The following is a 12,218-nucleotide window of genomic DNA, read 5'->3' on the forward strand; positions in this document are numbered from 1 at the left end:
GCCGCAAGGGTTCCTAGAAACTCTCCCCGGGGGGGGGGAGTGGGGGGGGTGAAAGCCCCCCTTTTTTTGTGGCCAGGGTAGGCTGTGGGTTTTCCGCACTGGAGCGAGATCCATGACCATGCCTCCGCCGGCTCCGCCGCGGCTTCCCTACCGCAAGCCCAGCGAAGGGCGGGACTACTGGATCGTGGACGGCATCCTGCCGGATCCGATGGCCCTGGTGGAGCGCTTCCGGGCCCTGGAAGCCTGGGAGATGGGCTTCCCGTACACCCAGGAGACCTGGCCGGGCATGCGCTCGCGGGACGCCCTGGCCCCGGAGGAACTGGCCCGGGTCGAAGCCAAGGTCCGGGAGCTGACCGGCGCCCGGCGCCTGTGGTCGGAGACCGCGCCGGACGGGGCCTTCCTCAACCACAACGTGGTGCAGGTGGTGGGCGCCCGGGAATCCGGGCCCCGGCCCCATACGGACTCCCGGCGGCTCTGCCGCTACGCCGCCGTGATCTACCTGACACCGAAGGCGCCGGCGGCCGCGGGCACGACCTTCTTCCGCCTGCGCTATCCCAACGGCGCCCTGGGTGGGAACCTCTGCCCGCCGCCGCACGCCAACCTGCGAGAGGCCCTGGGCGTGACCGGCCTGCCGCTGCAGGCCTGGCATCCGGATGTCTCCGTGCCGAACGCGTTCAACCGCCTGCTGCTCTACCGGGCCGACCTGGTGCACTCCGCCAGCGGCTACTTCGGCCATGACCTCGCCACCAAGCGCATGACGGCCCTGTTCTTCTGGATGGCGGACTGAATCGGAGGCGAGCCGCAGGGTGCCGCCCGGGCTCAGACGTTCTTCAGCTTCCATCCACCATCGCAATCGAGGATGGTGCCGGTGATGAAGGTGTTGGTCGCCAGGAACAGGATCCCGCTGGCCAGATCCTCCGGGGTTCCGACCCGGCCCACGGCGACCTCGCGGGCGAGCTGCTCGAACAGGTCCTTCCGGGCCGCCTCGGAGACACGCGACCACCAGGGCGTGTCGACCACCCCGGGGACGATCGCATTCACCCGCGTGGGCCGGAGCTCGGAAGCCAGGATGGGGACCATTGCCTCCAGGGCCGCGTTGATGGCGGCGAGCCCCGAGGTCCCGGGTTTCTGCGCGCGCGCGGAGATGGCGCCGACGAAGGTGATCGATCCTCCGACCTTCAGCGTCTGCAGTGCCGCCTGGGCGCAGGTCACTTGCGGCCAGAACTTGCCCTCGAAGCCTTTCCGGAGGTCGTCGAGAGCCAGGTCGCGGAAGGGACCGGCCCCGGCCGAGCCCGAAGGGCAGAGCACCAGGTGGTCGAAGGGCCCCGCTGCCGAGAACAGGCGGCTGCATGCCGTCGGGTCGCCTGCATCGAGCTGCGCCGTGCTGGCCCCGACGGCTTGGGCCGCGGCGAATTTTTCAGGATCGCGGCCCGCCGCGATCACCGAATGGCCGGCTTCCACGGCCATCCTGGCCGTGGCCAGACCGATTCCCGAGGTTCCGCCCACGATGATGAACTTCATGCTTGATCACTCCAGGAAGGGCGGCCGGCAGAGGGAAGGCCGTGAGCCGGGCGCTGGCGGGGATTTGAGAAGGCCTTCGGGGGTGGACCTGGCTATTTCTTGGCCTTCTGCAGTCGGTCCAGCAGCTTCTGGTCCACGAAGGCCGCGACCTCGGCCAGCTTCTCCGTGGACCGGGCGAGCAGATCCGAGCACTGGGCCTGCATGTCGGACACATAGGCGGCGTCCGTGATGTCCTTGAGGTTGATCACGACATTCCAGATGCCGCCGCGCACGCCGGCATGGGCCATCTGTGCGCCCACGGCCGCGTCCGTGATGGAGGCCACCTTGCCCAGGCGGGCGGCCTCGCCGGCCAGTTCCAGGGCCTCGAAGCTGGCCTTCGCCGTATCCAGGGGAACCTCGATGGCCACCTTGAGACCGGCCTGCATGGCCTCGTGCCGGGCGGCCTTCTGCTCGGGCGTGGCGTCGGGAAGGCGGCGGGCGTCCATGAAGGCGTTGAAGGCGTTGGTGTCGGCGTCCACGGCCACCATGAGGCGGTCCTTGAGGGCCTGGGCCTTTTCGGCAAGGGTGATGAGCTTGGCGTCCTTCTCGGCATCGGGACCACCCTGGGCCAGGTTGGCCACCATGCTGGCCAGGGCCGCGCCCAGGCTGCCGGCCAGGGCCGCGATGGAGCCACCGCCGGGGGCCGGGGTGTCGCGGCTGACCTCGTCCGTGAAGGCGTGGACGGGCATGGAGACGAGGGCCTTCGCATCGTAGGTGGGCAGGCCCAGCACCTTCTTCTCCACCTCGAAGGGCGCGACGTCGCCGAGGCCCATGGAGAACACAGCCGTCTGGAGGATGTCGGAGGTGGGCACCCCTGTGGACTTGCCCATGGCCTTCAGGTAGTGGCGGCCCGAGGCCAGCAGGCACTGGAAGGGCACGAGGCCCACGATCTCGCTGCCGGTGACGACGAGCCCGCGCTCGGCGGCAAGGCGGCGGGCCGCCTCCAGCACGGTGTGGGGCGCCGTCTCCTTGTAATTCGTGAGGTTGATGCTGATCTGGGCGCGGCGGTAGGTGTCCACATACCAGCCGATGGCCTTGCAGTGATCGTAGAGGCCCCGGCGGCGGACCTTCTGGCCCACGGGATTGGCGGGATCCGCGTCGTTCAGGCGCATGAGGGCCGGAAGGTCGTAGCCGTGGGCGGCGGCGCAGTGGTCCACGGTCTCCTGCCAGGTGGCGCCGGTGAAGTCGCAGTTGCCGCAGGGGAAGCTTCCCTCGGCGTAGAAGATCAGCTCGCCGGCCTGGTAGTAGGGCTTCACGCGGCCGCGGCGGGCCACGCGGCCCTTCTCGCGCAGCTCGAAGGCTATGTCCGTGGCATGAGCCTTGTCGTTGGAATTCAGCGTGACATTGTAGGCCACGAGGAACTCCCGGGCGCCGATGATGCAGGCCCCGGCCTGGGGGTTGTGCGGGGCGGCGAAGTCGGGCTGCCAGGCCGGATCCTGGAGCTTCTTCTCCAGGCCCTCGTACTCGCCCCGGCGCACCTCGGCCAGGTTGCGGCGCTCGGGCCGGGATGCGGCGGATTCATAGAGGTAGACGGGGATGGCCAGCTCGGCGGCGACGCGCTTCCCAAGCCGCCGCGCCAGCTCCGCGCAGTCCTCCATGGTCACGCCCTCCACGGGCACGAAGGGGGTCACGTCCGTGGCGCCCATGCGGGGGTGGGCCCCGTGGTGCTGGCGCATGTCGATGGCCTTGGCCGCCTCCCGGATGCAGGCGAAGGCGCCGTCCAGCACGGCCTCGGGCTCGCCCACGAAGGTGATGACCGTGCGGTTGGTGTCCGCCCCCGGATCCACGTCGAGGATCTGCACGCCCGGCACGGCCGCGATGGCGTCCGTCACCTGCTTGATCTTCGCGGCATCCCGACCTTCCGAGATGTTCGGCACGCACTCCACCAGCTTGCGGGACATGGATCCTCCGGATGGTCCGAGTCTAGCAGTGGCGCGGGTTTGAATCGCACCGCAGCCGGCGTATTTGACGACAAGGTGTAAAATGAAGTCAGTTTTATACCAGGAGGAGCCATGGACGCGGGCATGTTCCTCAGAAGCACTGGCGCGGGGATCTGCCTGGCGATGGGCCTGGGCTGCGCCTTCACCACGGAGACCATCCACATCGCCTACCCGGGACCCGTCTCGGTCGAGAAGGTGAAGGGCGCCGAGTCCATCAAGGTCAAGGTAGAGGTCAAGGATCTGCGGCCCAACCCGACGCGGGAGGTGGCCAAGAAGATCAACGCCTTCGGTGCCGAGACCGCCCCCATCTTCAACGACGAGGAGGTGCTCCCGCTGCTGAAGCGCGCGGTCGAGATGGAACTGCGGGCCCGGGGATACGACCTTGAAGGCGGGAAGGTGCCCCTTCAGATCGAGTTGCTGACCTTCATCCACCGGTACAACTCAGGGTTCTTCTCCGGCGACAGCCTGGCCGAGGTGAGCTTCCTGGTGCGCATCCGGGACGCCCAGGGACGGGAGGTGTACACCGACACCGTCATGGACTCCTTCAAGCACGCCGCCGGCGTGTTCGGGGGAGGCAACGTGAAGCAGGCCTACGAGCAGGCCCTGCCGGGCGCTGTCCGGAAGCTCATGGGCAAGGCCGAGTTCCACGCGGCCCTGGCGAAGGCCGCGGAAGGTGTCTGAGGTGTCTCAGCCTTTTCCGGTCTCGTTCTTCACGCCGCTAATCACATGCCCCGTGGGCCCCACCTTGGCGGCGGTGTCGCAGTAGCCCGTCTGGTCGTCGAAGAAGAAGTCGGGCTCGAACTCCCGCAGGAAGTCGGCCTTCTCCAGGCCGCCCAGGAACATGGCCTCATCTACCTGGATGTTCCAGGCCATGAGGGTGCGGATGGCGCGCTCGTGGGCGGGGGCGCTGCGCGCGGTGACGAGGGCGGTGCGGATGCGCATGGGCGCGTCGGGGACCGCCGCCTGCAGGGGCTGCAGGGCTTCCAGGAGGGGCTTGAAGGGCCCCGGGGGCAGGGGGGTGGCCGCGTGCTTGATCTCATGGGCCTGGAAGGCTGCCAGGCCACTCTCGGCGTAGACGCGCTCCGCCTCATCGCTGAAGAGCACGGCGTCACCATCGAAGGCGATGCGGATCTCGTCCGGGTGCCGGTCCGCGGCCAGGGCGCTGTCGGGATAGACCCGCGCGGCGGCGAAGCCGGCGTTGAGGGCGGCGCGGACATCCTCCTCCTTGGCTGACAGGAACAGGTTCGCCCCTAGCGAGGTCAGGTAGGGGTAGGGGTTGCGGCCCCGGGTGAAGACACCGCGCTCCAGCTGAAGGTTGGCCTCCTGGGCGCTGCGGAACACGCGCAGGCCGCTCACGGGGTCGTTTCGGGAGAGGATCACCACGGCCACCCGGCCCTCGTTCCCGACATTGAAGGCCAACAGCTTCTTCACCAGCGGGTAGGCCACACCGGGTTGCGCGGGCACGTCGAGGCGGGAGAGCTGGAGTTCCATGTAGGCCCGGTCGTCGGATTCCTCGAAGACCCGGTTCTCCTCCTCGAAATCGAAGAGGGCCCTGCTTGAGATGGCGACGACGAGCTTGCCTTCCAGGGATTTGGGCATGGGCCCAGGGTACATTGATGTCATGTCCAGGCTCTACTTCGACGCCAACGCCACGACACCGCCCCATCCGGACGCGGTGGAGGCGGTGCGGCGGGCCATGGCGGAAGACTGGGCCAACCCCACCAGCACGCACCGGGAGGGCCAGCGGGCGCGGTTCCATCTCGAGGAGGCCCGCCGGGAGCTCGCGGCCTCCCTGGGAGTGGCGCCGGGGGAGCTGGTGTTCTGCGCCAGCGCCACCGAGACCCTGCATCTGCTCATCCGGGGGCTCCACGGCGCCCTGGGCGACCGTCCGGCAGCGGTCTTTCCCGGCGAGCACAGCGCCTGCCTGAACCCCCTGCGGGACTGGTCTCGGGTGGCCTGGCTACCGGAAGTGCCGGCGGATTGCGCCACGGTGGTGCAGATGGCCGCCAGCAACGAGACGGGGATTCTCTACGCCATGCCTTCGGTCCTGGATGCCGTCCGCATCAAGGATTGCTGTCAGGCCTGGGGCAAGGTTCCGGTGGACTTGTCGGACTGCGATGCCGCCGTGTTCAGTGGGCACAAGATGGGCGGGCCCCGGGGCGCGGCCCTGCTGTGGATGCGGCCGGGCCTGCCCTGGGAGGCCGTCATGGAAGGACCCCAGGAGCGCCGCCGACGTGGCGGCACCGAGGACCTGCCGGCCATCCTGGGCCTGGCGGCGGCCGTCCGGCACTTGACGGAGCGTCAAGCCATGAACGCTGTCCTGGCACCGATCCGGGATGCCTTCGAGACCGAAATCACATCCTGGAACCGGGGCATCGAGGTCATCGGCCAGGGGCAGCCACGCCTGCCCAATACCAGCTGCCTCCTGTTCCGGGGCCGCAACGGCGAGGCTCTGCATGCCTCCCTGGATCTGGCGGGTTTCGCCGTCAGCACGGGGAGCGCCTGCCACAGCGGGGCCGTGAAGCCCAGCCACGCAATCATGACCTTGGGGTATAGTTCGGACGACGCGCGCTCGGTGCTTCGGTTCTCGATGCTCCCGGATGCGCGACCCGGCGAGGTGGAGGCCCTGGCGGCGGCCATCCGGCGGTTGACATGATCCCCAGGTGATCCTGAGCGGGGCGGCCATGATCGAGCAGACCCTCTTCTTCTTCGCGCACAACCCGCTCTTGATGCTGTTCGCGGTGGTAGCGCTCGGGTACCCCATCAGCAAGATCCGGATCGCAGGAGCCTCCTTCGGCATCGCCAGCATCCTCTTCGCGGGCATAGCCCTGGGTGCGCTCGTGATGGCGCCGGGCCTGGATCCGGGCCTCAAGAAGGACATCTCCCGGGAGATGAAACTGGTCTACGAGCTGGGCCTGGCCGTCTTCGTCTACGCCATGGGGCTCTCCATCTCGCACAGTTTCTGGGCTGCCTTCAGCCGCGAGGGCATGAAGAAGAATGCCGTGGTCGTCCTGGTGATGGCGGCCTCCATGGCCTTCGTGGTGCTGCTGGCCCGCCTGATGGGCTTCAACGCCCGCTACGCGGCGGGCCTGCTCACGGGCAGCTTCACCAACATGCCCGCCCTGGCGGGCGTCATCGAGCGAGTGAAGTCCATGGGCGCGGGCCCCCTGGAACTGGCCCAGCCCACGGTGGCTTCCGCCATCGCCTACCCCATCGGCGTCCTAGTGCCCATGCTGGTCATCCTCGTGAGCCCGAGGCTCTTCCGCGTGAACCTGCGGGAGGAGGCGGACGGCCTCAAGGACTACCAGACAGGCCACCACAAGCTGGAGGTCTGGACCCTGAGGGTGACGCGACCCGGGGCAGAGTCCCTGACGAAGCGGGAGATCCGTGCCGCCGGCCGCTTCCAGGTGGTCTTCGGCCGGGTGCTTCGCAACGCGGAGCTGCTCCTGCCGGGGCCGGACTTCCGGCTAAAGCTGGACGACCTGGTGACGGTGGTGGGTTCGCCGGACGATCTCGTCCAGGTGGCGGCGCTCATCGGCGAGCGCAGCCATGTGGAACTGGACCGGGACCAGAGCGCGCTGGATGCCACCCGCGTTTTCGTCTCCAACTGGGAGGTGGTGGGCGTGCCCCTCGGCAAGCTGGACCTGGTGAACAAGCGCCAGGCCATCATCACCCGCGTGCGGCGCGGGGATCTCTGGTTCGTGCCGGCCGGCGACACGGTGCTGGAGTTGGGCGATCGGGTGCGCGTTACGACGCGCCGAGACAACATCGAGGCCATCGAAACTTTCTTCGGAGACAGCTACCGCGCCCTCAGCGAGGTGAGCTTCCTCACCTTCGCCATGGGCTTGGCGGCGGGCCTGGCCCTGGGCCAGCTGCCCATCCCGCTGGGCCACGGCATCGTCTTCAAGCTGGGCTTCGCGGGCGGGCCCCTGGCCGTGGCGCTGATCCTCGGCCGCTTCCACCGCATCGGGCCCCTGGTCTGGAACTTCCCCTACAGCGCCAACCACACCATCCGCCAGTTCGGGCTGGTGCTGTTCGCGGCGGGCATCGGCGTGATCTCCGGCGAGGGCTTCCGGGCCATCGTGGCCGGCAACGCCGGCGTGCTGCCCCTCTTCCTGGGCGCCGCCTTCCTGGTCTGCCTGATGGCCGATTCGCTCACCATGCTCATCGGACACAAGGGCTTCGGCATCCCCCTCAACGTGATGTTCGGCATCGTGGCAGGCACGCACACCCAGCCGGTGGTGCTGGGCTACGCGAACCACCAGACGGGCAACGAGATGCCCAACGTGGGTTTCGCCACGGTCTACCCCCTGGCCACCATTCTCAAGATCGTCCTGGCGCAGGTGCTGTTGGCGCTCATCCGCTGACTCAGCGTTCCCGCTGGAAAAGACGAACGCGAAGGACGCGAAGACATACGCAGGAGGACGCGAAAGGGCACCTCCAATTCGATCGGATTCTTTTTGCGCTCTTCGCACGCCCCTTAGGGCGTTTTCGCGCTCTTCGCGTTCCTCGGTTGCCGTTGGAGAGGCCGATCAGCGGACCAGCGCCGCCACGGGCTTGCCGTCCGGGACTTGCGCCCACGTCACGCCCAGCCATGCGGCCGCGGTGGGGGCGATGTCCCAGGCGGGCACGTCCGCCAGGAGGCCCTGACCCGCGCCCAGCACCACCAGCCAGGAGCGCATGGGCGCGGACTCGGGGCCGTAGGCGTGGGCGCCGGCGCGACCGTGGCGCTCGGATTCATCCTCGCGGCTGCTGCGGGCCTGCGATAGCCAGGTGCCCAGGGGCGCCAGGACGACCACATCGCCCACCCGCGGGCTGCCGCCCAGGTGGTAGCGGGCGGGCACCGCTTCGCGGGGCCAGGCCTTCAAGCCGGCTTTGCGGAGGCTGGCCAGGGCGCGGGCCCGGTCCCCGGGCTGCTTCAGGTAGACGTAGGCGCTGCCGCCGTGGGTGATGAGGTCCACAGGAATGCCGTCTAGGACAGTGGGCAGGTGCACGCGCCGCTTCATGGGGACCATGCCGTGGTCCGCCGTGAGGATCACCCGCAGGTCCGGATGGGCGGCCCGCATGCGCGCCAGCCAGGGGGCAAGCTCGGCGTCGATGGCCCGCAGCTTGGCGACGGCCTCGGGGCTTTGGGGACCCTTCAGGTGACCCTCTTCGTCGCTGCCGGAGAGGTAGGCCATCACCAGCCGAGCGCCGTCCGCCAGGGCCGCTTCGCAGAAGGCCAGACCCTCGGCATCCGGCACGCCGAGCTTGAAGGGCTGCATGCGCCAGGGGGCCACGCCCTCCCATGGGCCCGAGGCGCCCACCCAGTGGAAGACGGCGGTACGGATGCCGCTGCGCGTGGCCGCCACCCACAGCGGTTCCCGCAGGATGTCCTCCACCCGATTGGCGGCGGGGACGCGCTGCCGATCCCCCGGCCGCAGGTAGCCGTTGGCCACCACGCCGTGGTGCTCGGGCCAGCAGCCCGTGGCCAGGGTGACGTGCCCATTGAAGGTGGTGGCGGGGAAGGGCGGGAGCACCGCTCCGCGTCGGCCACCCTGCGCGAGGGCCCAGAGCAGCGGCATGGTATCGGGGCGGAACTGGTCGGCGCCCAGGCCGTCTTCGCTGATGAGCAGGACGGGGCCCGCCTCGGGCTTCGGAGCATCGGCCCTCAGGGGCAGGAGGGCGAGGAGGAGGGCAAGCAGGGCGAAGCGGCGCATCCCTCAAGACTATCAAGTACCCTGGAGCCATGAACGCGCCCCGCTGGCCCTACCCGCTGCTCCGCCTCAAGCCCGGCAAGGAGGGGCTGATCTCCAAGCGCCACCCCTGGGTGTTCTCCGGTGCCCTGGCGCGGCCCTCGGAATCGACCCTGGTGCGCTTGGCTGATGACTCCGGCCAGGTGCTGGGCGTGGGCACGGCGAACCCTGCGAACCCGCTGGCGGCGAGGATCTTCCGCTTCGAGGACGCGCCCCTGGACGAGGCCTTCTTCCGGTCGAGGTTCGAATCCGCCCTGAGGCTGCGCAAGGATCTGGGACTGTGGAGCCCCGAAGGCGGCTGCCGCTGGGTGTTCGGCGAGGGCGACGGCCTGCCGGGCCTGGTGGTGGATCGCTATGCCCAGGCGCTGGTGCTCCAGGTGGGCACAGCGGGCCTGGAGGCCCTGCGCGACATCTGGTGGCCCATTCTCTTCGAGCTCGGCAAGCGCGAGGGCATCACCGCCTTCGTGGAACGCAGCCAGTCCGGCCGGAAGGAAGAGGGGCTGGAGCCGGTGAACCGCCTGCTCAAGGGCAGCCTGGGCGGGCCCGTGACGGTGCACGAGGGCGCCGCGAAACTGAGCGTGGACCTCCTGCGGGGCCAGAAGACGGGCTTCTTCCTGGACCAGCGAGTGCACCGGCTGCAGGTGGGCGCCCACGCTGAGGGCTGCCGGGTGCTCAACGCCTTCGGCTACACCGGCGGCTTCAGCATCCACGCGGGTCTGGGCGGCGCCTCGCAGGTGGCCACCCTCGACATCAGCGCCCCGGCGCTGGACCAGGCCGAGCGGGACTGGGTGGCGAATGGTCTGGATCCCGCGGTGCATGTCCGCATGGAGGGCGATGCCTTCGAGCTCATGCGCCAACTCGAACCCGGGGGCTGGGACCGCGTCATCGTGGATCCGCCCGCCTTCGCCAAGCAACGCAAGGACGTGGACAAGGCCTTCAAGGCCTACAAGGACGTCTTCCGCCTGGGCGCTCGCGCCACGGCCCCCGGGGGCTTCCTGTGGGTCTTTTCCTGCAGCCAGCACCTGGACCGCATGCGCTTCCAGGAGGCCGTGTGGACGGCCCTGCTGGAGAGCGGCCGCGAGGCCCGCGTCCTGGCCCATCTGGGGCAGCCCGCGGATCATCCCTACGCGCTGAACCACCCGGAGGGGTTCTATCTCAAGGGGCTGTGGCTTAGGGTGGAGTGACACCCCCCGAGGCTTCCATGGACCACGATCACTACGCACCCCCCCAGGCGTTCCTGGAGGATGTCCCTTCCCCATCCGCGGGTCCGCTCGTGCCCTTCGAAGACAAGGTTGCCTATCCGGACCTGGGGACGCGGATCCTGGAGACCTTCCGCTGGATCCTCCGGGACCGGGAGCGGGCGGGCGAGGCGCTTCGGGGGACGGATGGCCTCGGATCGCCCCTCTGGTTCATGTGCCTCCTGGGATATCTGCCGGCCGTGATCCCGGGCCTTCTGGCCGTGTTCCTGCCCCGGACGCCGTTCTGGATGGCCTGGCTGAACCTGCCGCCCGGCCGCCCGGCCCAAGGATTCCTGCTGGTCATGGCCGTCGTGTCTGTCCTGGTGTTCGCACCCGTGGGTCTGCTGATCGGCGGCCTCGTAGGAGGCCTCCTCAACCACGCGGGGCTCTGGATGGCGCGGGGCACGAGGCATGGCCACGGGCTGAGCTCATCCCTCCGGTCCACGCTGTACACCGCCGGTGTGCTCGCCTGGATCCTCTTCCCCTTCAACCTCGGGAAGTCGCTTCCGGGCTTCGCGGGCCAGGTCTTCCAGGCGCTGGCGGGGCTGCTGCTGTTCATCCTGCCCACGACCTACCAGGGGATCATGCTGGCGCGGACCCATCGGGTGGAGACCTGGCGCGGAGTGGCCGGCGCCTGGATCCCCGGCCTCATCTTCCTGTTCTGCCTCGGCTCCTGCCTCGGCCTGGCCTTCTGGTTCGCCGGGGACACCATCATGCAGGCCATCCGGCAGGCCCGGCCCGGCATGTTCTGATCCGGTTCCGAGGCGTCTACCCCAGCCGCTCCACAGCCTCGTCCACGCCTTTCGCGCTCAGCGCCCCCTGGCTCAGATCCAGCAGGTGGCTCAGCTTCACGTTGCCCATGGCGCCGAGCATCGAGGCTTTGAGGCGCGGGATGCCACCCTCCATGGACGCAATGAGCTCCTTCACCTGCTTGCGGCGGCTCTCCAGGCTGGAGCAGCCGCAGAGGGGGCAGCCGCAGGGCACGATGGGGAAGCCGCGCAGCCACGCGTAGCGCTGCAGGTCTTTCTCCTCGCAGGTGCCCAGGGGGCGGATGACCGTGTTGGCGCCATCGTCGCTCTCCAGCCGCAGGGGCATGGTGCTGAGTCGGCCCTCGAAGAAGAGGTTGATGAGCAGGGTCTCCAGCAGGTCGTCCAGGTGGTGGCCCAGGGCGATCTTCGAGAAGCCGCGCTGCTTGGCGAAGGAGTAGAGCACGCCGCGCCGCAGCCGGGAGCAGATGATGCAGGGCAGCTCCTCGGGCTTGCTGCGCACCATCTTGTCGATGGGGGCCGGAATGATGTGGTGGGGCACGCCGAGACGCTCGCACACCTCGGCGATGGGATCGGGGTTGAACTGGGGGAAACCCGGATCCACCGTGACGGCCTCCACCTGGAAAGTGACGGGCGCCCGCTTCCGCAGCCGCTCCAACACGTCGAGCAGGGCCCAGGAATCCTTCCCGCCGCTGACGGCCACGAGGATGCGGTCGCCGTCCTCGATGAGGCGGTAGGCGGCGTTGGTCTCACCCAGGCGGCGGGCGATCTTCTTCTCGAGCCGGGGCAGGGTCTTCAGCTCAGCCTCTGTGGGTGGCAGGGCCAGGCTGGGGAGGGCGCAGGGGTTGCTCATGCGGGGTACATCCAAATGAAAACGATACCATTGCAACGAGGCGTCCTTATTGATTCCGAAAACGATAATATTGCCTTATTCCTCCTATCAAACTATGGTTGGCACCGATCTGTTTCGAGAGGTAA

11 protein-coding genes are annotated in these 12,218 nt (G+C 68.8%); 6 read left to right on the forward strand and 5 right to left on the reverse strand.

The window, feature by feature from the left end; all coding sequences use genetic code 11:
- Positions 1–112: 112 nt before the first annotated feature.
- Complete coding sequence (locus MLG87_RS01390; protein ID WP_243293437.1) at positions 113–787, forward strand: DUF6445 family protein; 675 nt, start codon at positions 113–115, stop codon at positions 785–787.
- A 32-nt stretch (positions 788–819) separates the two neighbouring features.
- Here the strand turns inward: MLG87_RS01390 and MLG87_RS01395 are convergent, their stop codons facing one another.
- Both MLG87_RS01395 and ftcD read right to left on the reverse strand, forming a co-directional pair.
- Positions 820–1,521, reverse strand: a complete 702-nt coding sequence (locus MLG87_RS01395) for an SDR family oxidoreductase (protein ID WP_243293438.1) — start codon at positions 1,519–1,521, stop codon at positions 820–822.
- Positions 1,522–1,613: 92 nt separating this feature from the next.
- Entirely contained in the window at positions 1,614–3,461 is a 1,848-nt protein-coding gene (ftcD, locus tag MLG87_RS01400) for a glutamate formimidoyltransferase (protein WP_243293439.1), read from the reverse strand.
- A gap of 123 nt (positions 3,462–3,584) precedes the next feature.
- Here ftcD and MLG87_RS01405 point away from each other — a divergent pair, with 123 nt between their 5' ends.
- Positions 3,585–4,181 (forward strand): YajG family lipoprotein, encoded by a 597-nt coding sequence (locus MLG87_RS01405; protein ID WP_243293440.1) that lies wholly within the window; start codon positions 3,585–3,587, stop codon positions 4,179–4,181.
- 6 nt (positions 4,182–4,187) lie between these two features.
- Here the strand turns inward: MLG87_RS01405 and MLG87_RS01410 are convergent, their stop codons facing one another.
- On the reverse strand, positions 4,188–5,099 hold the full coding sequence (locus MLG87_RS01410; protein WP_243293441.1) for a 5'-nucleotidase: 912 nt from the start codon (positions 5,097–5,099) through the stop codon (positions 4,188–4,190).
- 22 nt (positions 5,100–5,121) lie between these two features.
- On the opposite strand from MLG87_RS01410, the gene MLG87_RS01415 reads away from it, so the two are divergent.
- Both MLG87_RS01415 and MLG87_RS01420 read left to right on the forward strand, forming a co-directional pair.
- Positions 5,122–6,156 (forward strand): cysteine desulfurase family protein, encoded by a 1,035-nt coding sequence (locus MLG87_RS01415; RefSeq protein ID WP_243293442.1) that lies wholly within the window; start codon positions 5,122–5,124, stop codon positions 6,154–6,156.
- 28 nt (positions 6,157–6,184) lie between these two features.
- Entirely contained in the window at positions 6,185–7,867 is a 1,683-nt protein-coding gene (locus MLG87_RS01420; RefSeq protein WP_243293443.1) for an aspartate:alanine exchanger family transporter, read from the forward strand.
- Between the two features lie 165 nt (positions 7,868–8,032).
- Here MLG87_RS01420 and MLG87_RS01425 read toward each other — a convergent pair whose 3' ends face one another.
- Entirely contained in the window at positions 8,033–9,199 is a 1,167-nt protein-coding gene (locus MLG87_RS01425; protein WP_243293444.1) for an alkaline phosphatase family protein, read from the reverse strand.
- 29 nt (positions 9,200–9,228) lie between these two features.
- On the opposite strand from MLG87_RS01425, the gene MLG87_RS01430 reads away from it, so the two are divergent.
- Complete coding sequence (locus tag MLG87_RS01430) at positions 9,229–10,419, forward strand: class I SAM-dependent rRNA methyltransferase (protein ID WP_243293445.1); 1,191 nt, start codon at positions 9,229–9,231, stop codon at positions 10,417–10,419.
- 17 nt (positions 10,420–10,436) lie between these two features.
- Entirely contained in the window at positions 10,437–11,225 is a 789-nt protein-coding gene (locus MLG87_RS01435) for a hypothetical protein (RefSeq protein ID WP_243293446.1), read from the forward strand.
- Between the two features lie 16 nt (positions 11,226–11,241).
- Here the strand turns inward: MLG87_RS01435 and ttcA are convergent, their stop codons facing one another.
- Positions 11,242–12,093 carry a tRNA 2-thiocytidine(32) synthetase TtcA gene (gene ttcA / locus MLG87_RS01440; protein ID WP_243293447.1) on the reverse strand — a complete coding sequence of 284 codons (852 nt, stop codon included), beginning with the start codon at positions 12,091–12,093 and terminating at the stop codon, positions 11,242–11,244.
- Positions 12,094–12,218 lie beyond the last annotated feature (125 nt).

The sequence above is a fragment of the Geothrix mesophila genome, assembly GCF_022808835.1.
GTDB classification, from domain to species: Bacteria; Acidobacteriota; Holophagae; order Holophagales; family Holophagaceae; genus Geothrix; species Geothrix paludis.